Source organism: Nonomuraea sp. NPDC048826 (assembly GCF_043198225.1).
In the GTDB taxonomy this organism is placed as follows: domain Bacteria; phylum Actinomycetota; class Actinomycetes; order Streptosporangiales; family Streptosporangiaceae; genus Nonomuraea.
Map to the genome: position 1 here is coordinate 223,163 of NZ_JBICUQ010000006.1, position 26,213 is coordinate 249,375.

Annotated in this window: 23 protein-coding genes; 11 read left to right on the forward strand and 12 right to left on the reverse strand. The window is 73.1% G+C overall.

Annotated elements, in window-relative coordinates; translation table 11 throughout:
- Nucleotides 1-67 precede the first annotated feature (67 nt).
- The gene (locus ACGFI7_RS22815; RefSeq protein ID WP_393407623.1) at nt 68-3,073 is read left to right on the forward strand and encodes a BTAD domain-containing putative transcriptional regulator; all 3,006 of its coding nucleotides are present in this window, start codon (nt 68-70) and stop codon (nt 3,071-3,073) included.
- On the opposite strand, the gene ACGFI7_RS22820 is transcribed toward ACGFI7_RS22815, so the two are convergent.
- From ACGFI7_RS22820 to ACGFI7_RS22830, 3 genes are all read right to left on the reverse strand, one after another.
- Nucleotides 3,033-4,277, reverse strand: a complete 1,245-nt coding sequence (locus ACGFI7_RS22820; RefSeq protein ID WP_393407626.1) for a hypothetical protein — start codon at nt 4,275-4,277, stop codon at nt 3,033-3,035. The two genes, ACGFI7_RS22815 and ACGFI7_RS22820, sit on opposite strands and share 41 nt — an antisense overlap.
- The gene (locus tag ACGFI7_RS22825; protein ID WP_393407629.1) at nt 4,274-5,362 is read right to left on the reverse strand and encodes a TOMM precursor leader peptide-binding protein; all 1,089 of its coding nucleotides are present in this window, start codon (nt 5,360-5,362) and stop codon (nt 4,274-4,276) included. The genes ACGFI7_RS22820 and ACGFI7_RS22825 overlap by 4 nt, the downstream gene beginning before the upstream one ends.
- Nucleotides 5,363-5,654: 292 nt before the next feature.
- Nucleotides 5,655-6,869 carry an FAD-dependent oxidoreductase gene (locus ACGFI7_RS22830; protein WP_393407632.1) on the reverse strand — a complete coding sequence of 405 codons (1,215 nt, stop codon included), beginning with the start codon at nt 6,867-6,869 and terminating at the stop codon, nt 5,655-5,657.
- A gap of 88 nt (nt 6,870-6,957) precedes the next feature.
- Between ACGFI7_RS22830 and ACGFI7_RS22835 the strand changes: the two genes are divergently transcribed.
- Nucleotides 6,958-9,522 (forward strand): LuxR C-terminal-related transcriptional regulator, encoded by a 2,565-nt coding sequence (locus ACGFI7_RS22835; RefSeq protein ID WP_393407635.1) that lies wholly within the window; start codon nt 6,958-6,960, stop codon nt 9,520-9,522.
- Here the strand turns inward: ACGFI7_RS22835 and vanY-N are convergent.
- On the reverse strand, nt 9,500-10,069 hold the full coding sequence (gene vanY-N / locus ACGFI7_RS22840) for a D,D-peptidase/D,D-carboxypeptidase VanY-N (RefSeq protein ID WP_393407637.1): 570 nt from the start codon (nt 10,067-10,069) through the stop codon (nt 9,500-9,502). The two genes, ACGFI7_RS22835 and vanY-N, sit on opposite strands and share 23 nt — an antisense overlap.
- A 186-nt stretch (nt 10,070-10,255) precedes the next feature.
- Here vanY-N and ACGFI7_RS22845 point away from each other — a divergent pair, with 186 nt between their 5' ends.
- Genes ACGFI7_RS22845 through ACGFI7_RS22855 form a run of 3 tightly spaced genes read left to right on the forward strand, consistent with a single transcriptional unit; the run spans nt 10,256 to nt 12,853 of the window.
- Nucleotides 10,256-10,930 (forward strand): response regulator, encoded by a 675-nt coding sequence (locus ACGFI7_RS22845; RefSeq protein ID WP_393407640.1) that lies wholly within the window; start codon nt 10,256-10,258, stop codon nt 10,928-10,930.
- A 7-nt stretch (nt 10,931-10,937) separates the two neighbouring features.
- A complete protein-coding gene (locus ACGFI7_RS22850) occupies nt 10,938-12,368 on the forward strand; it encodes an ATP-binding protein (protein WP_393407642.1) in 1,431 nt (476 codons plus the stop codon).
- The gene (locus ACGFI7_RS22855; protein WP_393407645.1) at nt 12,365-12,853 is read left to right on the forward strand and encodes a GerMN domain-containing protein; all 489 of its coding nucleotides are present in this window, start codon (nt 12,365-12,367) and stop codon (nt 12,851-12,853) included. The genes ACGFI7_RS22850 and ACGFI7_RS22855 overlap by 4 nt, the downstream gene beginning before the upstream one ends.
- Nucleotides 12,854-12,860: 7 nt before the next feature.
- On the opposite strand, the gene ACGFI7_RS22860 is transcribed toward ACGFI7_RS22855, so the two are convergent.
- The gene (locus ACGFI7_RS22860) at nt 12,861-13,199 is read right to left on the reverse strand and encodes a hypothetical protein (RefSeq protein ID WP_393407647.1); all 339 of its coding nucleotides are present in this window, start codon (nt 13,197-13,199) and stop codon (nt 12,861-12,863) included.
- 74 nt (nt 13,200-13,273) lie between these two features.
- Entirely contained in the window at nt 13,274-13,729 is a 456-nt protein-coding gene (locus ACGFI7_RS22865) for a flavodoxin family protein (RefSeq protein WP_393407650.1), read from the reverse strand.
- A 112-nt stretch (nt 13,730-13,841) separates the two neighbouring features.
- On the opposite strand from ACGFI7_RS22865, the gene ACGFI7_RS22870 reads away from it, so the two are divergent.
- Nucleotides 13,842-14,492 (forward strand): HNH endonuclease family protein, encoded by a 651-nt coding sequence (locus ACGFI7_RS22870; protein ID WP_393407652.1) that lies wholly within the window; start codon nt 13,842-13,844, stop codon nt 14,490-14,492.
- 59 nt (nt 14,493-14,551) lie between these two features.
- Here ACGFI7_RS22870 and ACGFI7_RS22875 read toward each other — a convergent pair whose 3' ends face one another.
- Both ACGFI7_RS22875 and ACGFI7_RS22880 read right to left on the reverse strand, forming a co-directional pair.
- A complete protein-coding gene (locus ACGFI7_RS22875) occupies nt 14,552-14,686 on the reverse strand; it encodes a hypothetical protein (RefSeq protein WP_393407654.1) in 135 nt (44 codons plus the stop codon).
- A gap of 139 nt (nt 14,687-14,825) precedes the next feature.
- Nucleotides 14,826-16,862 carry a cellulose binding domain-containing protein gene (locus tag ACGFI7_RS22880; protein ID WP_393407656.1) on the reverse strand — a complete coding sequence of 679 codons (2,037 nt, stop codon included), beginning with the start codon at nt 16,860-16,862 and terminating at the stop codon, nt 14,826-14,828.
- A gap of 235 nt (nt 16,863-17,097) precedes the next feature.
- Here ACGFI7_RS22880 and ACGFI7_RS22885 point away from each other — a divergent pair, with 235 nt between their 5' ends.
- Genes ACGFI7_RS22885 through ACGFI7_RS22900 form a run of 4 tightly spaced genes read left to right on the forward strand, consistent with a single transcriptional unit; the run spans nt 17,098 to nt 20,506 of the window.
- Nucleotides 17,098-18,003, forward strand: a complete 906-nt coding sequence (locus ACGFI7_RS22885) for an ABC transporter ATP-binding protein (RefSeq protein ID WP_393407659.1) — start codon at nt 17,098-17,100, stop codon at nt 18,001-18,003.
- Between the two features lie 12 nt (nt 18,004-18,015).
- The gene (locus ACGFI7_RS22890; RefSeq protein ID WP_393407661.1) at nt 18,016-18,711 is read left to right on the forward strand and encodes an ABC transporter permease; all 696 of its coding nucleotides are present in this window, start codon (nt 18,016-18,018) and stop codon (nt 18,709-18,711) included.
- Between the two features lie 3 nt (nt 18,712-18,714).
- A complete protein-coding gene (locus tag ACGFI7_RS22895; RefSeq protein WP_393407664.1) occupies nt 18,715-19,884 on the forward strand; it encodes a sensor histidine kinase in 1,170 nt (389 codons plus the stop codon).
- On the forward strand, nt 19,877-20,506 hold the full coding sequence (locus ACGFI7_RS22900; protein WP_393407667.1) for a response regulator: 630 nt from the start codon (nt 19,877-19,879) through the stop codon (nt 20,504-20,506). Before ACGFI7_RS22895 ends, ACGFI7_RS22900 begins: the two co-directional genes overlap by 8 nt.
- A gap of 7 nt (nt 20,507-20,513) precedes the next feature.
- Here ACGFI7_RS22900 and ACGFI7_RS22905 read toward each other — a convergent pair whose 3' ends face one another.
- The 4 genes from ACGFI7_RS22905 to ACGFI7_RS22920 are packed head-to-tail and all read right to left on the reverse strand — an operon-like array spanning nt 20,514 to nt 24,656.
- The gene (locus tag ACGFI7_RS22905; RefSeq protein ID WP_393408596.1) at nt 20,514-20,651 is read right to left on the reverse strand and encodes a LuxR C-terminal-related transcriptional regulator; all 138 of its coding nucleotides are present in this window, start codon (nt 20,649-20,651) and stop codon (nt 20,514-20,516) included.
- Between the two features lie 19 nt (nt 20,652-20,670).
- Complete coding sequence (locus ACGFI7_RS22910; RefSeq protein ID WP_393407669.1) at nt 20,671-21,648, reverse strand: acyltransferase domain-containing protein; 978 nt, start codon at nt 21,646-21,648, stop codon at nt 20,671-20,673.
- A 12-nt stretch (nt 21,649-21,660) separates the two neighbouring features.
- Entirely contained in the window at nt 21,661-23,370 is a 1,710-nt protein-coding gene (locus ACGFI7_RS22915; protein ID WP_393407671.1) for a glycoside hydrolase family 2 protein, read from the reverse strand.
- Nucleotides 23,367-24,656 (reverse strand): MFS transporter, encoded by a 1,290-nt coding sequence (locus tag ACGFI7_RS22920; RefSeq protein WP_393407674.1) that lies wholly within the window; start codon nt 24,654-24,656, stop codon nt 23,367-23,369. The genes ACGFI7_RS22915 and ACGFI7_RS22920 overlap by 4 nt, the downstream gene beginning before the upstream one ends.
- Before the next feature lie 91 nt (nt 24,657-24,747).
- Here ACGFI7_RS22920 and ACGFI7_RS22925 point away from each other — a divergent pair, with 91 nt between their 5' ends.
- Complete coding sequence (locus ACGFI7_RS22925; RefSeq protein WP_393407676.1) at nt 24,748-26,205, forward strand: GMC family oxidoreductase; 1,458 nt, start codon at nt 24,748-24,750, stop codon at nt 26,203-26,205.
- Nucleotides 26,206-26,213: the final 8 nt, after the last annotated feature.

A 26,213-nucleotide genomic window follows, 5' to 3' on the forward strand; every position in this document is an offset into this window, starting at 1 on the left:
CGGTCTGCGAAGATCGGAAATATCACGGGGAGGCTCGCCGCGTACGGTTCGGCGGGTAGGGGGTTCCATGATGGATGACGTCTTACGGCCAGGTTTCCTGGTCCTCGGCCCGGTGCAGGTCCGCCGGGCGGGCCGGCCGGTCCGGCTCAGCGGCAAGCTGCGTGCCGTGCTCAGCACGCTGCTGCTGCATCTCGACGCTCCGATCTCCAAGGAGCAGTTGGTGGCCGCGCTCTGGGACACGCCTCCCGCGTCGGCCGTCGCCAACCTGCAGACCTACGTCTCACAGTTGCGGCGGGCGCTGACAGGCCTGGCCTCGCTGCAGACCCAGGGGTCGGGCTATCTGCTCCTGCTCGACCGCGACGATCTCGATCTGACGGTCTTCGAGGAAGCCGTACGGCGGGGCCGCCGCCAGGCCGCCCGCGGCGACCTCGTCGCCGCGGACCACGATTTCCGGCGGGCCTTCGCGCTCCGGCGCGGCAGGCCGGTCGAGGACACGTGGCTCGGCAGCGCCATGATCCCGCGGATCCACGAGATCGAGGAACGGCTGGCCCAGGCCCAGGCCGACTGGATCGACGTACGCCTCGCCCTCGGCCGCCACGACCAGGTGATCGGCGAGCTGCAGGGCATGGTGGACGCCCATCCGCTGGGCGAACGCGCCTGGGCGCAGCTCATGCTGGCGCTCTACCGGGCCGGACGGCGCGCGGACGCGCTGGACGTCTATCACCGGGTGCGCGCGGCCCTCACGGCGGAGGTGGGCATCGAACCCGGCCCCGACCTGGTCCGGTTGCACACGCGGATCCTGCAGGATGACCCGTCGCTGGACCTGCCCGCGGTGCGCGAGGTCGCCACCTGGACGGCGCTCTGCCAGCTCCCGCCGAACATCGGGGACTTCGTGGGCAGGGACCGCGAGCTGGAGTCGCTGTCCGTGGTGATGCTCGGCGAGCAGTCCGCCGCGCCGGTCATCACCACCGTCCACGGCCCGCCGGGGGTGGGGAAGAGCACGCTCGCCGTCCACCTGGCCCACCGGCTCCGGCCGCGCTTCCCCGACGGCCAGTTGTTCGTCCGGCTCGCGGGGGCCTCGGCCGTCCCGCGGTGTCCGGGCGACGTGCTGGCCGAGCTGCTGCGCGCGTTGCGGGTGGACGGATCGGCGATCCCGGAGTCCTGGGAGGAGCGCGCCGCGCTGTACCGGTCACGGCTGGCCGACCGGGCGGTGCTGCTGCTGTTCGACGACGCGGCCGACGAGGAGCAGGTGCGGCCGCTGCTCCCGGGCACGCCTCGCAGCGCGGTCCTGGTGACCTCCCGGCGCCGTCTCATGCTGGACGGGGTCACCGCGCTCTCTCTCGGTACGCCCACCCCGGCCGAGGCGCGGGACCTGCTCGCCCGGCTGGCGGGAGAGGAACGCCTGCGCAGCGACCCGGAGGCCGCCCAGGCGATCCTTCAGGCGTGCGGACAGCTGCCGCTCGCCATCAGGATCGCGGGCTCGCGGCTGGCGGCCCGGCCCGGCTGGCCGCTCCGCGATCTCGCCGACCGGCTGGAGGACACCGGGAAACTGCTGGATGAGCTCGCGCTCGGCCAGGTGAGCGTGCGGACGAACTTCGCGGTCAGCTACGCGGCGCTCCCGCCGGCCGTCCGCCGCGCCTTCCGGCTGCTGGGCCTGGCCGGGTTCGAGAGCGCGGCCGAGTGGACGGTCGCCGCGCTGCTGGACGAGCCGGGCAGGGACGCGGACGGCGCGATCGAGACCCTGGTCCTGGCCGGCCTGCTCACTCCGAGCGAGACCGACGTGGCCGGCCAGCCGCGCTACCGGATGCACGACCTGTTGCGGGTCTACGCCAGGGACCGGGCCGAGGCCGAGGAGGACGAGCCGCAGCGGCGCGAGGCCGTCCGCGGGCTGATCACCGCGTGTCTGGAACGGGTCCGGGCCGCGGTGCGGGACCTGCCGCACCCGTTCGCGCCCGCGCCGCCCGGGGCGCTCGTCCCGAGGGAGGAGCCGGTCGCCGGGCGGGAGTGGGCGGCCGCGGAACGCGAGAACCTGGTCGCCGCGGTGTCGCTCGCGGTCGGCGCGGGCTACCCGGACGCCGCCGTGGAACTGGCCTACCACCTCACGTCCTACCTGGTGGCCCACAACTTCTACGACGACGTCACCCGGGTCCAGAACGCCGTCATGACGATCGGGGACCCGGGCCTGACCATGCGGGCCCGGCTCGTCCTCGCGGACGCGGACATCGACCACGCCCGGTACCGCGAGGCCTTCCTGGAGTTCGAGACCCTGCTGCGCTTCTTCGAGGAGGCGGGCGACCGGCACGCGGCGACCTACGCGATGACCGGCCGGGGCGTCTGCAAGCACGTGTTCGGTGACCATCAGGCGGCGGTCGACGATCTGCGGCGGGCGGTCTCGCTCTTCCACGACCTCGGCGACGCCGGCGGGGCGTTGTACGCGCTGGTCGCCCTCTCGGCCTCCCATCTGGAGGTCGGTCGTCACGACGACGCGATAGCCGTCTGCCGGGCCGGGCTGGAGCTGACGGACGACGGGTGGAACGACGTCGACCGCTCGCGTCTGCTGCGCGGCCTGGGCATCGCCCACTACGAGAAGGGGCTGGTGGACGCGGCGATCGGATACTACGAGGAGAGCCTCAGGCTCACCCGTGACCTCGACTGCGACGGCGGTGAGCGGCAGACGCTCCGCCGCCTGGGAGAGGCCTACGGCGCGATCGGGCGGTTCGACGAGGCGGTCCGGGTGCTCGACCAGGGGCTGGAGAAGTTCGTCAGCGCCGGCGACCGGCTCGGTGAGGCGCTGACGGCCTACGCGCTCGGCGAGATCTACCATCGGCAGGGCCGGGTCCGCGACGCGCTGCGGCACTACACCCGCAGCGGCGAGCTGATCGGGGAGCACGGGGCGCCGATCTGGCGTGCTCGTGCGCTGCGGGGGATCGGGCGCGCGTACGCCGAACTCGGTGATCGTACGGCCGCCACGGCGGTCTGGACGGAGGCCCTCGGCATCTTCACCGAGCTGCACGCCGCGGAAGCCGAGCAGGTCAGGGAGCTGATCGACGGAGCCACCGGCGCCCCCGGATGAACGTCACGACGAACAGCACCTGGATGCCGCCCTCGACGAGGATGAGCAGGGCGGCGTCCACGGCCATGAGCGGTGACCCGCCGTCCAGGCCGGCTCCGATCGCGGCGAGGGCGCGCGCGAGTGCCCCGATCAGGATGGGCGCGCCGTACAGGGCGAAGGAGGTGAGGGTGACGGTGCCGCCGAGTACGAGGAACACGGTGTAGATCCGGGTGGCCCGCCGCTCGTGGGGGGCGAGTCCGGCCGTGGGGTCCTCGGCAGGGCCGCGGCGGCGGCGGAGCGCGGCGGTGGACCTGGCGAGCAGGTAGCGGGCGTAGGCGAGCCCGTCGTGGAAGAGGTTCCGGCATCGGAGCAGGTCGCGCAGCACGTAGTAGAGATCGGTGCGCATGTGGACCTGGATCTGGAAGGGCATGCTCAGCACCACGGTCAGCGCGAGCGCCTGGAGCAGCGCCGTGGCCGGGCCGGGCAGCGGGACGTGGGCGACGAGCAGCACGAGCACGGCGACGAACAGGACGTCCCAGGCCATCCCGGCGAGGTAGACGCGGTAGCGGGACCGCCGCGGCACCCCCCAGACGGCCGTGACGTCGGTCTGCACCACCAGGTTGTGCAGCCGAGTGCCGAAGCCGATCCTGGCCGGCGCGCCGAGCGACCGTGCGGCGGCCAGGTGCATCAGCTCGTGCACGCTGATGGAGACCGAGAACATCGCCGTGTTGACCAGCACCACCAGCCCGACGTAGTCACCCCAGAAGAAGTGCTCGGCGCGGGGGAACAGGCCGGGCCGGACGACGAGGGTGATCAGCGCCGCGGCGACGATCGCCAACCAGACGATCTTCATCGTACGACCGAAGATCCACCCCACGTGCCGCCGGGTGAGCCGGGAGAAGTGAGCACGCGGCGCGTCGTCGGCCGGGTCGTCCAGTTCCCGCCCGTCGACCGAGGCCACGAAGCCGAGCTCGGCGAGGGCGTCCACCAACTCGGCGACGTCGAGCTCGACCAGGTGCTCGGCGGCGATCCTGGCCTGGACGGCCGCGACCGGCAACCCCTCGTCGAGCAGCCGGATCGTCTCGCCGTACACCGACGGCAGCTCCACGAACTCGCCGAGCTCGGGCCGGCCGACGACGACGGTGTCCGGGGCGTCGTCGTCCGGGCGGACGGCCAGCCGGTGGAACCGGACCAGGCCGTCCGCGGTGACCGGGGCGGAACTCATGCCTGTCCGCAGGCGGGGCAGTCGGGGTCGCGCGGGACGTCGATGGAGTACGAGTGGTCCCACATGGCGTAGTTCCAGTGGAAGATCCGCCCGCGGGTCTGGGCGGGCAGACCGGCCACGTGGTACAGCACTTCGAGTGCGCACAGGTGACCGCTGACGTTGGCGCTGGCGGCGATCACCGCGTTCGGGCGCTCCTCGGTCAGGGAGCGGCCGTGGGCGTTGTGCTCACGCTGGTCCTCCCGCCGCTTCAGACAGCACCAGCAGCCGGTCTCGCCGGGGATGAACGACCCGACCACCGCCATCGGCCCGGTGTAGAAGCTGATGAACCACGGGGTGCCGGTCCGCTGGGCCGCCTCGTTGGTCCACAGCATGATGTCCGGCTGGGGTTCGTCCGCGCACAGGACGAAGACGTCGCGGCCTTCCATCAGCGCGACGACGTCGTCCGGCCCGGTCGCCTTGATGTCGCTGCCGGTCACGTCGACCAGGCTGTTCATGGCCCGGAGCCGGGCGACCGCGCTGTCCACCTTGAGCGCGCCGATCTCCCGCTCGCTGTAGAGGAGCTGGCGGGTGAGGTTCGACTCCTCGACGCGGTCGAAGTCGGCGATGTGGAGTGCGCCGACGCCGCTGGAGACCAGCCCGGCCGCGACCGCCGAGCCGGTGCCCCCGATGCCGAGCAGGCCGACGCGGGCCTCCTTGAACCGGGATTGGATCTCGTACGGTGAACTGCGTGGGACGGAGTCGATCCAGGCGAAGAAGTTGCGGGCCGGCTCGTACCTGATCGCCTCTCGCGGGCTCACGTTGTCCGGCAGCGGGGCGCCGGCGTCCTCGACGAAACCGCCGTCGACGAGGGTGCCGATGACCTCGCGGACGCTCTGCCCGTCCACGCCGGGGTGGGTCTCCGCGAACTCGGCGCAGATCCGGTCGACGGTCCGGGTGCCGTCCATGAGCACGAGCAGCCGCTCGATGCCGGCTTCCTCGTCGTCCTGGAGCTCCGCGGCGACGCCGTACTGCATGAGCCCGATCATGATTCGGTTGTCCGGCAGGAGCATCGGCCGGTGGACACGCTTGACACGCGGCATCCGCATGGATGGGGCCTTCCTGGTCGGCATCGGCGAGACGGGGGGGCCGGCCGGGAGACACCCGGCCGGCCCCGCTGGAGGATCCGTCGATCAGCCGCCGGTCTCGCGCCAGGTGGTGGTCTCGATCTTCTCGAGCTTCCGGATCGTCAGGTTGAGCTTCCGAGGCTGGGCCTCGGGCTTCTGAGTCTCGTTGTCAGGCTGGTTCACTTCGCCTCCCTTACAGGGTCCAGAGGACGCGTCTCTCCGGAACACTAGGGATCAGGCCCTACAGAAACGCCATATAGGCCGTGTTGCCGGGCTATCGGCCGGTCGTCGCCTTCCGGCCCCGGCCCGCCGCCCAGAGGGCCCGGAACAGGACCCGTGGGTTGATCAGCTCGGTGGTCGGGAGGGCGCGCATCGAGAACAGGTAGAGGCGGCGGCCGAGGTCGGGGTCGCGGTGCGCGGCCCTGGTGACCAGGCGCTGCACCGGGTTCGCGGGCCTGGCCATGGCGTCCTGCCGGCCGAGCCGGTCGTGGGCGACGATGAAGTCGAGCGCCTCGCGGTAGGCCGCGGCCGCGGCCGCGAGGTCGGCGCCGTCGAGCAGGGCCGGAGCCGTCGACTCCACCAGCCATTCGGCGGCCCGGAACGCCCAGCCGCAGCCGACGGCCGGGGTGGGGTCGCCGGTGATCGCCGCGTCGCCCACCAGCACCAGGCCGGGCCTCGGCGTCGGATCGCGTCGTACGCACGGATAGTCGTTCGTGCCGATCACCTTGGAGACCCGCTCCGCCGAGGACAGGTCCGGCCCGTCGGGCAGGGACGCGATGAAGCGCTCCAGGGCGGCGCCCCGGTCAGGCTGGAAGTCGGCGAGCCGGGCCTTGGCCGGGAACGCCACCAGCATGTGCAGGTCGTGGTCGGTCCGGATGAGGATGCCCACGTCCGGGTCGAGGGCCCAGATCTGGTTGGAGTCGGGGCCGCGCGGGACGACCCCGCGATAGTACGCCCACAGGCCGAACCGTTCGTTGGGCGCGGTGTCCTCGGCGACCCCGGCGAGCTGGGCCACCGGCGACCGGTGCCCGTCGGCGGCGACGACGAGCCGCGCCGGGATCTCCTCGTCGCCCACGCGCACCCCGGTGACCCGCTCGCCCGACTCCATCAGGCCGGTCACCTTGCGGCCGAGCGCGAGCTCGACGCCGGGCGTGCCGGCCGCGAGCGTACGGAGCAGCGGGTCGAGTTTCTCCCTCCGCAGGCTGATGCACTCGGGCAGGCCGGGGCCCGGCACGAACCAGCCGTCGGTCTCGGTCCAGCGGGCGATGTCGCCCACGGCCGCGCCCGCGTCGACCATGGCCTCCCACAGGCCGGTGCGCCGCAGCATCGGCTGTGTCCCGCCCAGCACGAAGTGCCCGCACAGGGCCTTGTGCGTCGCGATGTCGCGATGCTTGTCGATCAGCAGGACCCGCAGGCCGGCTCTGCCGTACAGGATCGCCGCGGTGCAACCCGCGACGCCGGCTCCCACGATGGCCACGTCGTATGTCATGGGTTCACTGTGCGGCGGGGCGACGGCCGGCACATCAGTAGTGGATTACTGCATTCTCGGCCGATCGCCCGCGCAGTACCCTGCGGGCATGAGCTCCTGGCCGCTGGTGGGGCGCGAGCGCGAACTCGACCGCCTGGTGGCGGCGCTGGCCGGGCGCGCGGGCCCCGGTCTGGTGGTCACCGGCCCGGCCGGCATCGGCAAGAGCAGGCTGCTCGCCGAGGCCCGGTCGCGGGCCGAGGCCGGCGGGGCCGGGGTGAACTGGGCGTTCGCCACGCCGGGCGGGATCCCGCTGCTGCCCTTCGCGCATCTGCTGCCGCCGCGGGTGGCCGGCGGGGAGCTCACGCGGACGCTCGCGGCGGCGGCCGCGCACCTCGCCGGCTCGGGCGCGCTGGTGATCGACGACGCCCACCTGCTCGACCCCGCGTCGGCCGCCCTGGCCAGGCATCTCGTCGAGGGCACCGCCGTACCCGTGGTGCTGGCCGTGCGCGGCGAGGGGACCGGCGGATGGTGGCGCGACCTCGATCACCTGGTCCTGACGGGGCTGACCGAGGGCGACACGGCCGAGCTGCTCACGACCGCGCTCGGCGGCCAGGTGGAGTCGACGCTGCCCGCCCGGCTGCTGCGGCTGAGCGGCGGGAACCCGCTGCTGCTCCGCGAGCTCGTGGCCGCCGCCGCCTTCACCGAGACGGACGGGGTCTGGCGGCTCACCCGGCCCGTCTTCGAGACCGCCGACCTGCCCGAGACCATCGCCGCCCGCCTGGACCGGCTCGCGCCCGCCGTCCGGGCCGCGGCCGAGCTCGTGGCCCTGGCCGAACCGGTCGGCGCCGAGACCCTGGAACGGCTCATCACCCCCGAGGTGATCGCCGCACTGGAGGCCGAGCGGCTGCTGGCCGCCCTGCCCGACCGGCGCCGGCACCTCGTCGCGCTCGTCCATCCTCTCTACGGTGAGGTGCTGCGGGCGACGCTTCCGCCGTTACGGGGCCGCGACCACCGCAGGAAGCTGGCCGACGCGGTCGAGGCCACGGGAGCGCGCCGCAGACGCGACCGGGTCAGGATCGCGGTGTGGCGGGTCGAGGCGGGCGTGGCGGCCGATCCCGCGCTGCTGCGCGAGGCGGCGGGGGAAGCCTCGGAGGCGCTGGACCACCAGCTCGCCGGGCGCCTGCTCCAGGCCGCGGTCGAGGCCGACGGCTCCTTCGAGTCGCGGCTGGCGCTGGTGGCCGAGCTGCCCTATCTCGGCGACTCCGCCCGCGCACTCGACCTGGCCAGGACGCTGGAGTCGGACGCGCCGGACGACGCCGCGCGGGCCCGGGCGCTGCAGGCGCGGGCACGCGTCCATCTGATCCGCGGCCAGGTCGCCGAGGCGCGTGACACGCTGGCGTCCGCCGCGCGGACCACCGCCGACCCGCGGGTCCGGCTGCGGCTGGACATCAGCCGGGCCTCCCAGGCGCTCGCGGTCGGGCACGTCGCCGAGTCGCTGCGGCTCGGCGCGGGGATCCTCGCGCGGCACCCCGGCGACCGCGAGGTGCTCGGCGCGCTCGCGGTCTCCCAGGTACGCGCGCTCGCCTGCGCGGGCCGGACCGGGGACGCCGTCGAGCTCGCCCACGCGGCGCTGGACGGCATGGCCGGCCCGCGCGCCGAGCTCACCCGGATGGCCCTGCTGCAGGCCCTGGCGCTGGACGGCCGGATCGCGCAGGCGATCGAACTCGGCCGGTCCGCCCTGGAGGCCGAGGCGACGGGGACCGCGGCGACCTGGCGGGCCTACTGGGCGCACGATCTCGGGCAGGTGCTCCTGCTCTCCGGACGGCCGGAGAGCGCCCGGCGCTGGCTGCGCGAGGCGCTCGCCCTGATGCCGATCCACGGCATCCCGGCCAATCCGCAGATGTGGGGCCTGGACGCGCTGAGCGAGGCCGAGACGCTCCTCGGCGACGCGGAGCGGGCGGGCCAGGCGATGGCGCGGCTGCGGGCGGCGCTCCCCGGCGGGTTCGCGGCCCCGCGCCGCAGCGGCTCGGTCTGGATCAGGTACGCCGAGCGGGGCGTCACGGCCGCGGCATACTTGGCCGTCAGGCAGGGCCGGGAACTGGAGGAGGTGGGGGCGCCGCTGATGGCCTCCTGGGTGCTGCACGAGGCCGCGCGGCTGGGCGCGGCCGCCGTGGTCACCGACGATCTTCAGCGGCTCGCCTCGGCGGGCCAGAGCGCTCTGCAGGCGCTCATGGCCAGGAACGCCGCCGCGCTGTCCCGGCGGGACGCGGTCGCGCTGGACGCGGTGTGCCGCGAGGCGGCGGAGACCGGGTGCGTGCTGTGGGCCGCGGAGGCGGCGGCGACCGCGAGCGTGATCCACCGGGCCGAGGGCCGCCCCGGGTCCGCGCTGGCGTCGTCGACCCGGCTCAAGGACCTGGCCGCGATGTGTGAGGGCGCCTCCACCCCCGGACTGGCCCCGCCGCCCGCGGCCCTCACCCGCAGGGAGCACGAGGTGGCCGGCCTCGCCGCGCGCGGGCTCTCCGACCGGGAGATCGCCGAGCGGCTGCAGCTCTCGGTGCGGACCGTCCAGAGCCATCTGTACAGGATCTATCGCAAGCTGAACATCGAGGACCGCGGCCGGCTGCCCGACCTGCTCGCGCTGCGGCCGGGCTTCACCGGTCACCGTTCCCGATGACGTGGCCCACGCCGGGGTGCGGCCGGCGGCGGGGCGGGATGCCGCCGCGGTCCGGCCAGTACTCGAAGTGCCACCATTCGTTGTCGTACATGCGGTACAGGCCGTGACGGGCGCCGTGCTCCTCGAGCCAGCGGGCGCCCTCGTGCGGACGGACGTCCAGCGCGCGGCCCTGGACATGGCTGGACTCGGCCGGCGGCAGCACGAGCATCCGGGCCGAGGCCACCGAGCCGGACCGGCGGACCTCCTCGTCGAACATCCGTTGCTGGACCTGGGGCTCGCGGTATCCCGAGGTGAGGCCGATGAGCTGGCCGTGCTGCCAGAGCGCCTCGGTGCGGGCCGCGGTGAACGCCGCCAGGGTGCCCCCGGTGAGACCGGTCAGGTCCTCGGCGGGGAAGCGCAGGCTCAGCGCCCACGTACCGGCCAGTTCGCGGGCGTGGCCGGGACGGCGGAGGAACGCCACGGGCAGCAGGAGCACGGCGAGCACCAGCGTGAGCACGGCGAACAGCCGGTCGCGGGGCCGGAGCGGGATGGTGCGTGATTCGTCCATGACGGTTTACGATTGGCGCCGAATGCGCGCGCGTCGTCCGCCGTATGTCACCGTTCATCGACGGCGGCCGTCGCCGCCGCGACCGTGACACGACCATGACACGGCGGCGACGAGGCGGCGACACCGCCGACCGACAGTGGGAGCGTTGACCGGCGAGCTACGGAGCATGCGGTGAAACTCGGCGGCGTGTCGCGAGTGTTGTTGATCGAGGACGACCCGGCCGTACGGGAGGGCCTGGAGCTGGCCCTGTCCCGCTACGGGCACCGGGTGCGCGCGGTGGAGTCCGGCGAGCAGGGGCTCGACCGGGTGCGCGCCGACCTGCCCGATGTCGTCGTGCTCGACCTGATGCTGCCCGGCATGGACGGGTTCGAGGTCTGCCGCCGCATCCGGGCCATCGGCGAGGTGCCGATCATCATGCTGACCGCGCGCGGCGACGACATCGACGTGGTGGCCGGGCTGGAGGCGGGCGCCGACGACTACGTGGTCAAGCCGGCGCAGCCCCGGGTGCTGGAGGCGCGGATCCGCGCGGTGCTGCGGCGGATCGGCCGTGACCAGGCGGAGCTGGAGCGGCACGGTGACCTGACCATCGACCGGGCCGGGCTGGTGGTCTCCCGGCGCGGCGAGCCGGTCAGCCTCGCCCCGACCGAGCTGCGCCTGCTGCTCGAACTCTCCGGCACGCCGGGCCGGGTGCACAGCCGCCAGCAGTTGCTGGAGTCGGTGTGGGAGCACGGCTATTTCGGCGACTCGCGTCTCGTGGACGCGTGCGTGCAGCGGTTGCGCGCGAAGATCGAGGACGACTCGGCGGCGCCCGTCTACGTGCAGACGGTGCGTGGGTTCGGGTACCGGTTCGGGCCGGTGTGAGCGGCCGGTGGCATCCCGGCCGGCTCTGGGGCTGCGTGCCCGGCTGTTGTCCGCGTTCGCGCTGCTGTGCGTGGTGACCGCGTCGGCGGTGGCCGGCGGGATGTACGTCCAGGCTCGCAACGACATCCTGCAGCGGGCCCAGGACGCCGCGGTCCAGGCGCTGAAGAGGCGGATGGAGGAGCTCTTCCCGTTGCGGGACCCGGCTCCCGGCCCGCCTCAGCTCGCCGAGATCGTCCGTACCGTGACCGACAGGAACAGCGCCGGGGTCGCGCTCTACGGTGACGCGCGCTCGCGGGGCGGCCTGAATCTCGACGCGGTCTCCCCGCAACTGCGGGAGACGGTGTCCGGCGGCGTCGTCGCGTGGCAGCGGGTGCTGTGGCAGGGCAGGCCCGTCCTGATCATCGGTGCGCCGGTGCTGATCGCCGAGCGGGGCCGGACGCCGCGGCCGTCCGGCATCGAGGTCTACGTCGCGCGCAGCCTGCAGCCCGAGGGGCGCAGCATCGACGAGCTCGCCATGCGCGCCTGGCTCACCGGCGGCCTGGCCCTGGTGTTCGCGGTCGTCCTGGCGCTGCTGGCGACCCGGGGCGTGCTGCGCCCGGTGCGCGAGCTCGGCCGGGCGGCCCGCCTGCTCGGCGAGGGCGAGCTGCGCACCAGGATCGCGGTGCGCGGCTCCGACGAGCTGGCGGACGTGGCGCGCACGTTCAACGACACCGCCGCGGAACTGGAGCGGCACGTCAAGCAGTTGCGCGCGATGGAAGCCGACGCCCGCCGGTTCGTGGCCGACGTGTCCCACGAGCTGCGCACCCCGCTGGCCGCGCTCGCCGCGGTCGCCGACGTGCTCGACGAGGAGGCGGTGGAGCTGCCCCCGCACGCCGCCAGGGCCGCCAGGCTGGTCAGCCAGGAGACGCTCAACCTCACCGGGCTGGTGAACGACCTCATCGAGATCAGCAGGTTCGACTCCGGCGTCGCGGCTCTCGCGCTGAACCAGGTCGACATGGCCGAGCTGGTACGCGCGACCCTGCGTACCCGGGGCTGGTCGGAGTCGGTGGACACCGGCCTGCCGGCCGGGGTGACGGCGCGGCTGGACCCGCGGCGGGTGGACGTCGTCCTCGCGAACCTGGTCGGCAACGCGCTGCGGCACGGCGCGCCGCCGGTGTCGGTGCGGCTCTCCGCCGACCCCCGGTGGATCACTGTCGAGGTGCGCGACCACGGGCCGGGGCTGGACGAGGCGGTGCTGCCGCACGTGTTCGACCGGTTCTACAAGGCCAGCGCGGCCCGGGCCAGGTCCGAGGGCAGCGGCCTCGGCCTGGCCATCGCGCGGGAGAACGCGCGCCTGCACCGGGGCGACCTGACCGTCGCCAACGCCCCGGACGGCGGCGCGGTGTTCACGCTGCGCCTGCCGTGCCGGGCACCCGACCCGGAAGGAGAAGGCGCATGAGGGCCGGACGCGCCCGGCACGCGCTCGCCGCCATCCTGGTGGCGCTGGCCGCCGTGGCGGGCTGCGGGGTGCGGCCCAGCGGCGTCATCCCCGCGGGCAGCCCACCGAGCGGAGCCGTCGCGCCGGCCGTGGGAAGCGTCCTCTACCTGGTGAAGGACGGCCGGGTCGGCATGGTGCGGCGGACCGGGAGCGGTCGTCCCCTGTTCGAGGCGGACCTGCTGGCGCTGCTGGCGGCCGGGCCCACCCAGAGGGAACGGGCACGCGGGTTCACCACCGAGGTCCCGGCCGAGGCCGTCCCGTTCTCGTTGACCACCGAGCCGGAGGGCCGGCTGGTGGTGGCCCTGTCGGCCCCGGTCGACGAGCTGTCGGCCCTGGCCGTCGACCAGATCGTGTGCACGGCCGCGGCCATGGCCCCGGGAGGCGAGGTGCAGGTCGCCGTCGTCGGTGGCGGACAGCAGATCGGCCCCCGGAGCTGTCCGGTGTGACGGCGGCTCAGTCGTACTCGAGGAAGCCGTCGCCGCAGGCGTCGAAGTCCAGCAGGCACTTGGGCGTGCGCGGGGGCGAGGTGAAGATCGTGTCCGTGGTCTGCAGCGGCGCCGGCTCGTCCTTGACCGGGTTCATGTCACGGTCGATCGCCGCGGGCAGGAGGACCAGGAACACGAGCGCGCTGCAGAAGATCCCCGCGATCCGGGTGAAGACCAGCACCCAGGCGGCGGGCTCGTGAGCTTCGGGGTTCCGGTAGCCGGAGGCCTGGATCCGATGGACGACCTGGGGGGCCAGCGCCATCACCAGGCACCAGCCGCCCAGCAGGACGACGAGAAGGGTGAACATGTGAGAAGTGCCCCCGGGTGTGGATACCTGCGGGCCAGCAGCGTAGGGACGAACGGTATGCCGGGGGTATGCCGTCAGGCGGGGCTGACGGTGGCGGCGACGGTGGCGCCGAGCTCCCAGCAGGACTCCAGGTCGGCCTTGCCGGGCGCGCCCGTCACCGTGACCGGCTGCCGGACCCGCTCCCAGCCGAGGCCGGTGGCGATGGACTCCACCGCGCGGACGGCTCCGGTGGTGTCGTTGTTGCCGTGCACGTAGAGGGCGTACGGCAGGCGCCGCGTCTCCTCCAGGCAGGGATAGTAGACCGTGTCGAAGAAGTGCTTGAGCGCGCCGCTCATGTAGCCGATGTTGGCCGGGGTGCCCAGAATGATCGCGTCGGCCGCGAACACGTCGACGGCGGTGGCGGCCAGGGCCGGGCGGGTGACCACCTCCACGCCCTCGATCTCGTCGGTGGCCGCGCCCCGCCGGACCTCTTCGAAGAGCTCGTGCAGCGTGGGCGAGGTGGTGTGGTGCACGATCAGCAGGCGTGACACGCCTTCGATCATCTCACGAACCCGCGACGTATCCGTCAGGTCACCTATCGCGACGGACAGAGGCTGTTGCCCGGCCGGTTATCGCCGGGTGTGGCCGGGGATGCCGCTGTGCATGGGCGAAACCATGATCTTCCTCCGGCGGGCGGCGGACGTCGCCGTGGCCACCCTCGTGGCCATCCCGATCACCGTTGCCTTCACCACCCCGCCGGCGGCGGCCGAACCCCACAAGCAAGCAGCGGCGGCCAGGCGCATGCTGGCCCAGCTCAAGGTCGCCAGACCCCTGTCCATCCGCGGATACAGCCGCCAGAAGTTCCAGCCGCGCTGGGCCGTCCGCAAAGGCCGGTGCAGCACGCGGCAGCTGGCGCTGGCGCGTGACGGGCGGGGGGTGCGCAGGAACTCCGCCTGCCAGCCGGTCAAGGGCCGCTGGTACAGCCCGTACGACGGGAAATGGCTCAAGAGTGAGAAACAGGTGGACGTCGATCATGTGGTACCGCTCGCGTACGCCTGGCGTTCGGGGGCCAAGCGGTGGAGCACGGCCAAGCGGCGGGCGTTCGCCAACGACCTGCGCCGGCCCGAGCTGCTGACCGTCAGCCACTCCGCCAACATCGCCAAGGGGGGCCAGGGCCCGCAGAGCTGGCGGCCGAGGCGCCGCGCCTACTGGTGCGAGTACGCGACGTCGTGGATCACCGTGAAGCGCCACTACCGGCTCTTCGTGACCCACAACGAGAAGAAGGCGCTGCTCAACATGCTGCGCACCTGCTGAATCGCCAGACAGCGGATCGCGGCGACCCTTGGTCGTCGCGATCCGTCATTGCGGAGGTCTTACCACCAGTAGCCGGAGTAGCTCCAGTGGTCCCAGTCGTAGTAGTCGTCGTGGTAGAAGCCCCACCACCTACGACGGCAGTGACGACGGCGGTACCCGCGACGACGGCATCCTCCTCCGTGTCCGCCTGCCATGGCGTCCCTCCTCATCTGATTGATTCCTCAATTAGGACGCTAGCACCCAAATAGGGATCAATCACGGCATCTCGCCCGGCTTAGGGAAAGCTTGACGGGCGGATGACAGGCGCCCCGGGAGTCCCGGGGCGCCTCTCTGTCACCCGGTGCCACAGACCCTTCCGTTGAGGGTGAAGACCGACGGCAGCACGTTCGGGCCGGAGTAGTTGCCGACGAAGCCGATCGTGGTCGTCGCCCCGGTGGCCAGCGCCCCGTTGCCCGGCTCGCTGACGGCCTTGACGTCCCGCCCGTCCTCGGTCCAGACCGCGCTCCACCCGCTGCCGAGGCTCTGCCAGGCCCTCGGCCAGGAGAAGGCCAGGGTCCAGCCGTCGACGGGCGCGCCGGTGTTGGTGAGCTCGATGCTGCCGACGTAGCCGCTGGCCCAGTCCGACTGGACGGTCAGCTTCGCCGTGCAGGAGCTCGTCGCGGGAGCCGTGGTGGTGAACGTGACCGGCGGCGAGGACCAGGAGAGGCCGCCGCCGGTGTCGCGGGCGATCACGTTGAGCGTGTAGCGGGTGCCGGGCCGCAGGTTGCGGACCGTGAACGAGGTGCCGGCGGTCTCGCCGAGCTGCTCGGTGACGGCGCCGTGCTGGCGGTGGATCTCGTACTTGGCGACAGGGCGGGCGCCGGGCGCGGCCCGCGGCCAGGTGATGGTGGCGGCGGTGTCCGTCACCCCGCCGGCGACCGGCTGGCCTGGCGCACCGGGGCCGGGCCTGGGGGCGTCCGGGCGCAGGATGACCGTGGTGAGCGAGAGCGGCGGCAGCAGGCGGCTGCCGGCGGTGCCGCCGGTCTCCGTGCTGATGGCGGTGGCGCCGTTGGTGTGGGTGAGCACGGTGGGGGCGCCGGAGGCGGGGGTGAAGCCGGCGTAGTCGAGCGTGGCGGCGTACGAGGTGTCGCGCGAGCTGTTGATCAGCATGACCGCCAGGTTGCCGTCGGGACGGCGGGCGGCGTGCGCGGAGACCGCGGGCTGGTCGGTCGCCGCCCGGACGAACTGGTCACCGGGCCGGGCGAACCTGCCGACCATCTGCAGCGCGTAGTAGGGCGCGAACGGGGTGTTGAGCGCGGGCTCGCACACCGAGCCGTCGGACGTGCAGACCCCGCTCGACAGCAGGCCGAAGTCGCCGTAGTCGGTGTGCCCCTCCACCTCGGTCACGGCGCCGATGCCGTTGTGCACGTTCCACCAGTCGACCGAGAACACGCCGTTGGCCAGCAACGTCGCGTAGGCGTCGGCGGCGGCCAGGGCGCCCGGCTGGGTGTTGGTGCCGTTGCTGCTCGATCCGGTGTTGAACTCGGTCATCGCGATGCCGATCCGCTCGGAGCCGGCGCCGACGTGCCGGGCGATCTGCTCGCGGGTGAGCTGGACCATGTCGGGGACGTGGCCCGTACGGTCGAGGGCGCCCGGATACCAGTGCAGGATGACAAAGTCGATCTTGTGGCCGGCGGCCGACAGGACGACCTCGTTCCAGCTTCCCTCGTCGCCCTCGGCCACGATCGCGTCGGGCCAGTTGGCGGGCGTCGTCAGCACCGCGCCGATCTTGATCGACGGGTCGGCCGCCTTCATCGCGTCGGCGTAGGCGACGACGTGGCGGGCGTACTCGGCCGGGCTCTTGTCGGGGTGGTCGTCGGCCTCCCAGGCCGCGCCGTAATGGCCGTTGCCGTAGTTCTCGTTGCCGATCTCCCAGTACTTGACGCCGTAGCCCTTGGTGACGTTGGCGTACCTGACCCAGGCGGCGGCCTCCTCGGCCGTGCCGGTGCCGTAGTTGGCGGTCACCATCGCGCGGGCCCCGGTGCGGCGCACGCCGGCCATGAAGGTGTCGAAGTCGGTGTTCGGGGCGACGTAACCGCCGGGGGCGGTGTGGTCGGCCCAGTGGTAGATGTCGGAGTACGAGCCGCCGGGGTAGCGCAGCAGCCGCACGCCCGCCGCCTTGAGCAGGTCCGCGGTCGCGTTCGTCCCCAGGTTGGTGTCCCAGATGGCGTGGTTGGTGCCGATACCGGTCTCGGGTACGGCAGCGAGCGCGGCTCGGGTGTTGACGGTCACGTCGACCGGGGAGGCCTCCTGGGCATGGGCGGCAGGGATGTTCAGCGCGGCCAGCGTCAGCACGATCGCGGACGCGGCGCGGAGCAGGGTTCTCGGCATCGGTGCACCTCGCCGTGGGCAGTGGTCCTCACTCGACGCCTCCTCCTGACCAGGAGACAGGCATGATCATGTGTGCCGGACGGCCCGTTCGTCAAACACCGGTGAAACTTTCACCCCGGGGTTCGGACGGCCGGGCGCATCAACCGATCGGTGGATTTCCGGGTCATCCGGATCCGCGGCGGATCATGGCCGGCGGGTCGATTCGCCGGAGGCGCCGGACGACGAGGCTTGAGCCATGGCAGTCATCGAAGTCACCGGCCTCCGCAAGTCGTACGGAGAGCTGCAGGTTCTGGACGGGGTGTCGTTCTCCGTGGAGGAGGGCGAGATCTTCGGCATCCTCGGCCCCAACGGCGCCGGCAAGACCACGGCCGTGGAGTGCGTGGAGGGCCTGCGGCGGCCCGACGGCGGGACGATCAGCGTGCTGGGCCTCGACCCCGTGAAGGACGAGCGGCGGCTGCGCGAGGTCGTCGGCGTGCAGCTCCAGCACACGCAGCTGCCGGAGAACATCAAGGTGTGGGAGGCCCTGGACCTCTACGCCTCCTTCTACGCCCGGCCGCGCGACTGGCGCGAGCTGATGACCGAGTGGGGGCTCGACGACAAGCGCGACGCCCGGTTCGGGAAGCTGTCGGGCGGCCAGAAGCAGCGCCTGTTCATCGCCCTGGCCCTGGTCGGCAACCCGCGGGTGGCCTTCCTCGACGAGCTGACCACCGGCCTGGACCCGCAGGCCCGCCGCGCCACCTGGGAGCTGATCAAGAAGGTCCGCGCGGGCGGCGTGACGGTGGTGCTGGTCAGCCACTTCATGGACGAGGTCGAGGAGCTGTGCGACCGGGTGGCCGTCTTCGACCGCGGCCGCGTGGTCGCCATCGACACCCCTGCGGGGTTGATCAACGGGGTCGACGCCGAGCACCGGATGAGCTTCACGCTGATGGGCGGCGAGGCGGCCGGGCTGGAGACCCTGCCCGGCGTGACCGGGGTGAGCAGGACCGGCGACCGGGTGGTCGTCACCGGCCGGGCCGACTTCGCCACCGCGGTCACCGCCCACCTCGCCCGTCACCACGTCCTCGTCAGCGACCTGCGCATCGACAAGCGCACCCTCGACGACGCGTTCATCGCCCTGACCGGCCGTTCCATCGGCATCTGAGGAGTACCTTCCATGACCAAGCTCGCCTTCGTCGAACTGAAGCTGCTGGCCCGGGAGCCCGGGGCGGTGTTCTCGCTGCTCATCCCGCTGTTCATCCTGGTGGTCTTCGGCAGCTCGATCGAGCCGGGTGACACCGTCCTGGTGCCGATGGCGCTGGCCATCGCGGTGGGGCTGGTCGGCCTGTACATGCTGCCGACCACCATGGCCACCTACCGCGAGCGGGGCATCCTGCGGCGGCTGTCGGCCACGCCGGTGCGCCCGGTGAGCATGCTGGTGGTGCAGCTGATCCTGCAGCTCGTGCTCGCGGTGGCCGCCTGCGGCCTGTTGCTGGCCGTGGCCGGTGGCCTGCTGGGCGCCCAGCTGCCGTCCCGGTGGCCGGCGGTCGCGCTGACCTTCCTGCTCGGCACCGGGTCGATGTTCGCCGTCGGGCTGCTCATCGCGGCCCTGGCCAAGAACGGGCGGACCGCCAACGGCATCGGTGTGCTGCTGTACTTCCCGATGGCCTTCCTCGCCGGGCTGATGCAGCCCATCGACCAGATGCCCGATATCTTGGCCGTTGTTGGCGAATACACCCCCCTGGGCGCTTTCCGGCAGAGCCTGCAGCAGGTCTGGGCCGGCGGCGCCGCCGATCCGCTGCCGCTGGCGGTGATGGCCGTGTACACGCTGGCCATCAGTATCGTCGCGGCCAGGTTCTTCCGCTGGGAGTGAGACATGACGGCGCAGCTCGACAGGTGGGAGAGCCTGCTGGAGCGCCAGCTCGCGGCCGCGCCGTACGTCCTGCTGGCGGTCTCCACGGTGCTCGCGCTGATCGCGGAGAACGGGAGCGACCGGCCGTGGCTGACCGTGGCGCTGGCCGCGCTGGCCGCCGCCTGGATCCGGCTGGTGCCGCGGGGCGTCGCCCACGTGATCGGGCTGATCGTGATGATCGGAGTGCTCTGCACGCAGGCGGTGTGGTTCGCCAGCTTCTTCGCCTTCATCGGCTACCTGCACGCCTGGCGTGACCTGAAGGGCCCGTGGCGGATCGCCGGGGTGACCGCCACGGCCGCCATCAGCGTCACGGCCTTCTTCGGCGGGCCGCCCGATGTCGCGTCCGAGATCCTCGCCTACCTGTTCCTCACCGCCGGCATCGTGGCCGGGGTCGCCCTGTTCAGCTTCGTCGGCGAGATCACCGCCGCGCGCAGCGCCGAGCGCAAGCAGATGATCGCCCGGCTGGAGGAGGCCGCGCAGGAGAACGCGGGCCTGCACGCCCAGCTGCTGGTCCAGGCGCGGGAGGCGGGCATGCTGGACGAGCGGCAGCGGATGGCCGCGGAGATCCACGACACCCTCGCCCAAGGCCTGACCGGCATCATCACCCAACTCCAGGCGGCGCACCAGGCCGACGACTGGCGGCGCAACGTGGACAACGCGATCCGGCTGGCGCGCGAGAGCCTCGCCGAGGCCCGGCGCTCCGTGCACGCCGTCGGCCCCGGCCAGCTCGACGCGGCCCCGCTGCCCGAGGCGCTGACCGAGGTCGTGGACCGGTGGAGCGAGCTCAACGGGGTGCGCGCCGGCTTCACCACCACCGGCACGGCCCGCCCCCTGCACCCCGAGGTGGAGGAGACCCTGCTCCGCACCGCCCAGGAGGCCCTGGCCAACGTGGCCAAGCACGCGGGCGCGTCCCGGGTGGGGCTGACGCTCTCGTACATGGAGGACCTGGTGACACTTGATGTGCGCGACGACGGCGCGGGCTTCGATCCCGAGCGCGTACGGGACGGCGGCGGTTTCGGGCTGACCTCGATGCGCAAGCGCGTCAGCCGCCTGGCGGGAACCCTGGAGATCGAGAGCGAGCCCGGCGGCGGCACCGCGATCTCCGCGAGCGTGCCGGCGGTGGCCCGTGACTGAGCGCCCGATCCGGCTGCTGATCGCCGACGACCATCCCATCGTGCGCGACGGCATCCGCGGCATGTTCGCCGGCGACCCGGGCTTCGAGGTGCTCGCCGAGGCCGGGGACGGCGCCCGCGCCGTGGAGCTGGCCCGGGCGCTGGAGCCCGACGTGATCCTCATGGACCTGCGGATGCCGGGGACGGACGGCGTCACCGCCATCAAGGAGCTGGCCAGGCTCGGGATCACGTCGCGCGTGCTCGTCCTGACCACGTACGACACCGACAAGGACGTGCTGCCCGCCATCGAGGCGGGCGCCACCGGCTATCTGCTCAAGGACACCCAGCGCGACGACCTGGTCAGGGCGGTGCGCACGGCCGCCCGTGGCGAGTCGGTGCTCTCCCCCTCGGTCGCCACCCGCCTGCTCGGGCAGGTGCGCACGCCGGCCGACCCGCTGAGCGCCCGCGAGCTGGAGGTCCTGGACCTGATCGCGCAGGGCACGACCAACCGCGAGGTGGCCGCCCGCCTGTTCGTCAGCGAGGCCACGGTCAAGACCCACCTGCTGCACATCTACGCCAAGCTCGGCGTCAACGACCGCGCGGCGGCCGTCGCCGTCGCCTTCCGGCGCGGCCTGATCGGCTGACGGGCGGTCAGAGCCCCGCTTCGCGGGCGCGCAGGATGGCCTGGGCGCGGTCGGCCACCTGGAGTTTGGCGAAGACGGCCGGGACGTGGTTGCGCACCGTCTTCTGGCTCAGCCCGAGCCGGTCGTCGAGTGGCGCGGCAGGCAGCCGGTGCCCGCCTGAGCCGTCAGAGCGGGAACCATCCGTTGCCGCCGTACCAGTGGCCGCCGTCGCGCAGGTGGCGGACGATGACGTGCTCCAGCGTGGTGCGCGGGGACAGCGCGTCCACCGGCAGGGCGGGGTCGCCGAAGACGAACTCGATCGGCCCCTCGTCGTACGGCTCCTGTTGGGGGTAGCCGGGGCGGAAGCGGCGCTGGAAAGCGACGATGTTGGAGCTCGCCGGCAGGTGGTCGGCGAGCTGGGGGTCGAGCAGCCAGGAGAAGCAGGTGGCGACGGTGTAGTGCTCGTCGGGGAAGTGGCGTGGGAAGAAGGCGTGGGCGCGGGCCAGCGAGTCGTCGACGGCGGCGGGCGTCAACGGGCCGGAGAAGTCGGGGATGTGCAGGTTCAGCGAGGGGGAGCCCGGCCCGGCGGGCAGGACGCCCGCGACGGCCGTCCCCATGCGGGTGCCCAGGGTGGCGCGCTGGAACTGCAGCCGGCCCAGCTGGTAGAGCTCGCCGCGGAAGTGCAGCTTGATCCAGAAGGGCTGGATCACCCCGCCCACGCCGTGCCGCCTGCGGTGGACGGCGACATTGCGGCCGAGGTCGGCCAGGGTGTGCCGGGAGACGTCGGCAGGGACGCCGCGCTCGCGGTGGTAGGCGCGCACGTACGGCAGCGTCGCGACGAAGGCGAACAGGTGCAGATAGCGGCCGGCCGCGCCCAGCCCGGCGGGCAGGTACGGCAGGTCGAAGGGATCCTCGATGGCCCCCACGCCGCGCACCAGCAGCCGGGCGCAGCGTTCCAGCAGCCACCACAGCTCCGGGTCGGCCCGGAACGTCCCGGCCAGCGCGAGGATCTCGTTGACCTCCTCGTGCGGCACGCCCAGGTCGAGCAGGGTGAGGGCGTCCGGCAGGACGATCTCGACGTCCGGCGAGTCGTCGGCCGCCAGGCCGGCGACCCAGGCGGCGGTCCGGTCGTCGGCGCGGAGCAGGTCAAGGGCACTTCCCACAGCGGCTCTCCTTCACGGGAGTGTCAGTCGCAGGTTGACCGCGCGGACCAGGTCTTCCGACAGCTTCATGACCTCCCGGTCGTAGGTGAGCAGGCCGTTCAGCTCGTCCTCGACGTCGGACAGCTGGGTGTAGACGGTGGCGCTCAGGCCGCGCGGGATGGCCGGGACGATCTGGTCGGCGTGCAGCCGGGCGAAGGCGGCGCCCAGCCGGTCGGAGGTGTCGTAGCGCCGGTAGCCGAAGGTGCGGTCGTTGAAGGTGTGGCCGTCGACGCGCAGACTGTAGCCCCCGTACTCCGACAGCACGAGCACCCGGCGGTCGCGGCGGCGCGGCACGCGGAAGCGGCGGAAGTAGACGTGCAGGCTCCGCAGGTCGCCCGCGCCCTGGTCGTGCCAGCCGCTGGCGTGGTCGACGGTCCTGGTGGGGTCGAGCGCGGCCACCTCCGCCGCGACCCGGGCCGCGTCGAACTGGCCCCAGCCCTCGTTGAACGGCACCCAGACGGCGATGCTCACCACGTTGCGCAGGAGTTCCACCGTCTCGCGCAGCTCGGCGCGGAACCGCTCCCGGTGCGCCCGGCCGAACCAGCGGTCGGGCAGGTGGAACGGGACGACCGCCGGAGCGGTGACGACCAGCGGGTGATAGCGGCCGCCGGCGTTGACCATGTCCTGCCAGACGAGCATGCCGAGCCGGTCGCAGTGGTGGTACCAGCGCAGCGGCTCGATCTTGATGTGCTTGCGCAGCATGGTGAAGCCGAGCCGCTTCATGGTGACGATGTCGTGCACCATCGCCTCGTCGGAGGGCGGCGTGTAGAGGCCGTCGGGCCAGTAGCCCTGGTCGAGCACCCCGGCGTGGAAGTACGGCCGGCCGTTGAGCAGCAGCCGGGGCACCCCGTCCGGGTCCGTCCCCACCCCGAACGAGCGCATGCCCACGTAACTCCGCACCCGGTCGGCGCCCAGTTCCACCGTGACGTCGTACAGGAAGGGGTCCTCCGGGCTCCATGGCCGCACGTCCGGGATCGGCACCCGGACCGGCCGCCCGGCCGGGACGGTGGCGCGGGCGACGACGGACCCGGCGGCGAGGATCTCGACGCCCGCCTCCCCCGCGGCGGCGTGCACGGTCACCTCGACGCAGGAGTCGGCCAGGTGCGGGGTGAGGGTGAGCCGCTCGACGTGCACGTCGGGCACGCGTTCGGCCCACACGGTCTGCCAGATGCCGGACTGCGGGGTGTACCAGATGCCGCCGCGCCGCAGCTTCTGCTTGCCGCGCGCGTGGTGGCCGGTGTCGGTGTCGTCGCGCACCGCGACGGTCAGCACGTTCCCGCCGTCGCGCAGGGCGTCGGTGACGTCGCAGCTGAACGGGAGGTAGCCGCCGGTGTGGCGGCCGACCTCGACGCCGTTGAGCAGCACCCGGCAGGTCTGGTCGACCGCGCCGAAGTGCAGCAGGACCCGGCCGCCGGTGCCGTCTGGCGGGGTGAGGTCGCGCCGGTACCAGAGGGTCTGGCCTGGCATGAGCTGCCGGCCGACGCCGGACAGCGGCGCCTCGGGCGAGAACGGCACCACGATCCGCCCGTCGTACGTCCCGGGCTCCCGCTCGTCGCCGGTGATGGCGTAGTCCCACCGGCCGTTGAGGTTGAGGTAGCTGTCACGGACGAGCTGGGGCCTGGGGTACTCGGGCAGGACCGCGTCGGGGTCGAGCGCCTTGCCCCAGCGGGTGAACGTGCTCATACGATCTCTCTCTTGCGCAGCGCCCTGACGGGGACGGCGACCAGCAGCAGCACCGCCGCGGCGGCCAGGAAGACGGCGGGCGTGGGCACCTGCTTCAGCACGCCCAGGTCCTCGTAGTAGGCGTCCGCGCCCCGGATGACGAGCGCCCCGATGAAGGGCCCGGCCAGCATCGGGACGAGGATCGCGAACACCATCCGCAACCCCTGGACGTGTCCGGCGCGCTCGGGCGGTGTGTGGTCGCGGACCAGCGCGCCGATGGTCGCGGCGACCAGCATGAAGCCGGACATCAGCACCAGCCCGGCCGCGATGACCGGGACCAGGCCGCGCGCCGGCCACATCGCCAGCAGCCCGACGGCGTAGACGCCGAGTGCGGGCAGCAGGAAACGGCCCTTGCCGACGCGGTCGATCAGCCGGCCGCACCCCACGGTGACCGCGGACGCGCCGGTCAGCACCACGCCGAGGACGACCGCGTACGCCTCGATCTGCAGATAGCGCTGGATGTAGATGATCAGGTACGGGAGGAACACCTGCGTGGAGACGCCCCACACCGCCCACGCCGCCAGCAGCAGGTAGAGGGCGGGATTGGCGCGCATCGCGCCGGGGCGCAGGCCGTGGAAGACCGCGTCCAGGGCGCCGCCGCGCGCCCGGGGCAGGGCGGGCCGGTCGCGGACGAGGAACCACGCCACCACCCCGACCACGGTGATGACCGACCCGACCAGCAGGAAGAACTCCCGCCACTGCCCGGCCCGGGTGAGCGGGTCGAGGGCGCCGAAGACGGCCAGCATCGACACCAGCGGCATGATCGCCAGGACGGACTCCACCCGGCCCCGGTTGGCCGGCCGGGTCACGTCGGTGACCCACGCCTGGAAGGCGGCGTCGTTCGCGCCCGAGCCGAGGAACGACATGACGCAGTCGAGCACGATCACGGTGATCATGGCGAGCAGCGCGGCGTTCGCGGCCGGCGCGAGGTTCGCCACGGTGTCCACCGAGACCAGCCCGAACGCCGCCGTGGACAGCCCCCACAGGACGTAACCGGCGGCGACGAACACCCGGCGCCGGCCGGTGCGGTCGGACAGCGCGCCGACCAGCAGCGTCGCGAGCGTGGCGGTGAACGCGCTGGCGGCGACCATCGTGGCGATGGCGGTGGGGTCGTCGGTGATCGTGTCGTACAGGAACACGTTGAGGTACATGTTCTCGACGGTCCAGGCGACCTGCCCGACGAAGCCGAGCACGATCATCGCCGTCCAGTGGCGGGGGCCCAGCCTGGTGGGGACTGCTGTGGTCACGCGCGACAGCGTATAGCTATCAACCAGGACAAAACGCCGCCGGTCAGATTCGTCCAAGAAAGATCGCCGCGGGTCCCGTACGGTCGGCTCCGTGGACGTCGACCATCTGATCGTCGGGGCGGGGACGGCGGGATGCGTGCTGGCCGCGCGGCTGTCCGAGGACCCCGGCCGGCGGGTGCTGCTGCTGGAGGCGGGGCCCGACCGGACCGGGGACGGCGCGTACGACTGCGGGCTGCGCGCCGAGGTCACCGGCGGGCGGGTGGAAGGGCTCGCCAGGGGCAAGGTGGTCGGCGGGTCGGCCGAGGTCAACGGCATGGGGGCGGTGCGGGCGCCGGTGCGCGACTTCGCCGCCTGGGCCGGGCTCGGGCTGCCCGCGTGGGCGTGGGACCGGGTGCTGGAGTCGTACCGCAGGGTCGAGACGGACCTGCAGTTCGGCGACCGGCCCTACCACGGCGCCGACGGGCCCGTGCCGATCACGCGTGATCCGGTCGAGCGGTGGATCGAGCCGGTGCGCGGGCTGGTGGAGGCGGTGATGGCCGCAGGTCACCCGTACCAGGACGACATGAACGCGCCCGGCGCGTCCGGCATCGGGCCGTACCCGCACAACAGGCGCGGGACCGCGCGCATGTCGACGGCGGTCACGCACCTCGCGCCCGCCCGCGCCCGCGAGAACCTGACGGTGCGCACGGACCTCACCGTCGAGCGGGTCGTGGTCCGCGACGGGCGGGCGCGCGGGGTGCTGGCGGGCGGGGAGACGATCGCGGCGCGCGAGGTCATCCTGGCGGCGGGGACGCCGCTGACGCCCGCGCTGCTGCTCCGCTCGGGCATCGGTCCCGCCGGCGAGCTGCGGGCGGCGGGCGTGGACGTGCTCGCCGACCTGCCCGGGGTCGGGCGGCGGCTGTACGACCAGCCGGGCGCGGTGATCCCCTGCCTGCCGGCGCCGGGCACGGTGCCGGCGGACGCGCCGATGACCCAGGTCATCGCGCGGCTGGCGGCGATCCCCGGGCACGCCGAGGACGAGGGCTTCTACCTGTGCCCGTTCGCGGGGCCGCCGCCGGACGGCGGGCCGGTGCTGGTCGCCATCATGATCGGCGACCTCGCTCCGGCCTCGCGCGGCAGCGTCACGCTCGCCGGGTCCGGGATACGCGTCGACCTGGGCTTCTACTCGGCCCCCGGCGATCTCGCCAGGATGCGCGACGCCTACCGGCACGCCTGGTCGATCGCCGGGCACGACGCGTTCGCCAGGACCGTGACCGGGTTCGCGGGCGTGGACGCGGCGGTGGTCGCCGACGACGAGCGGCTCGACGGGCTGCTGCGCGAAATGACGTTCAGCCGCCTGGCGGTCCTCGGGGGCGCGGCCATGGGGCCGGACGACGACCCCGAGGCCGTGGTCGGGCAGGACTGCCGGGTGCGCGGCGTCGACGGGCTGCGGATCGCCGACCTGTCGATCGTGCCCGTGCCGCTGCGGGCCCCGACGGCGCTGGACGCCATGATGATCGGCGAGCACGCGGCGGCGCTGATCGCCGCCGGCGCCGGGCGGACCCCCTGAGAGGTCCG

What these genes read in the sequence shown, in the direction of transcription:
- ACGFI7_RS22890 (WP_393407661.1), top strand. Translation starts at nt 18,016, where the DNA reads ATGACCAAGCTCGCCTTCGTCGAACTGAAGCTGCTGGCCCGGGAGCCC.
- ACGFI7_RS22855 (WP_393407645.1), top strand. Translation starts at nt 12,365, where the DNA reads ATGAGGGCCGGACGCGCCCGGCACGCGCTCGCCGCCATCCTGGTGGCG.
- ACGFI7_RS22870 (WP_393407652.1), top strand. Translation starts at nt 13,842, where the DNA reads ATGGGCGAAACCATGATCTTCCTCCGGCGGGCGGCGGACGTCGCCGTG.
- ACGFI7_RS22915 (WP_393407671.1), bottom strand. Translation starts at nt 23,370, where the DNA reads ATGAGCACGTTCACCCGCTGGGGCAAGGCGCTCGACCCCGACGCGGTC.
- ACGFI7_RS22875 (WP_393407654.1), bottom strand. Translation starts at nt 14,686, where the DNA reads ATGGCAGGCGGACACGGAGGAGGATGCCGTCGTCGCGGGTACCGCCGT.
- ACGFI7_RS22835 (WP_393407635.1), top strand. Translation starts at nt 6,958, where the DNA reads ATGAGCTCCTGGCCGCTGGTGGGGCGCGAGCGCGAACTCGACCGCCTG.
- ACGFI7_RS22830 (WP_393407632.1), bottom strand. Translation starts at nt 6,869, where the DNA reads ATGACATACGACGTGGCCATCGTGGGAGCCGGCGTCGCGGGTTGCACC.
- ACGFI7_RS22815 (WP_393407623.1), top strand. Translation starts at nt 68, where the DNA reads ATGATGGATGACGTCTTACGGCCAGGTTTCCTGGTCCTCGGCCCGGTG.
- ACGFI7_RS22860 (WP_393407647.1), bottom strand. Translation starts at nt 13,199, where the DNA reads ATGTTCACCCTTCTCGTCGTCCTGCTGGGCGGCTGGTGCCTGGTGATG.
- ACGFI7_RS22885 (WP_393407659.1), top strand. Translation starts at nt 17,098, where the DNA reads ATGGCAGTCATCGAAGTCACCGGCCTCCGCAAGTCGTACGGAGAGCTG.
- ACGFI7_RS22825 (WP_393407629.1), bottom strand. Translation starts at nt 5,362, where the DNA reads ATGCGGATGCCGCGTGTCAAGCGTGTCCACCGGCCGATGCTCCTGCCG.
- vanY-N (WP_393407637.1), bottom strand. Translation starts at nt 10,069, where the DNA reads ATGGACGAATCACGCACCATCCCGCTCCGGCCCCGCGACCGGCTGTTC.
- ACGFI7_RS22820 (WP_393407626.1), bottom strand. Translation starts at nt 4,277, where the DNA reads ATGAGTTCCGCCCCGGTCACCGCGGACGGCCTGGTCCGGTTCCACCGG.
- ACGFI7_RS22895 (WP_393407664.1), top strand. Translation starts at nt 18,715, where the DNA reads ATGACGGCGCAGCTCGACAGGTGGGAGAGCCTGCTGGAGCGCCAGCTC.
- ACGFI7_RS22880 (WP_393407656.1), bottom strand. Translation starts at nt 16,862, where the DNA reads ATGCCGAGAACCCTGCTCCGCGCCGCGTCCGCGATCGTGCTGACGCTG.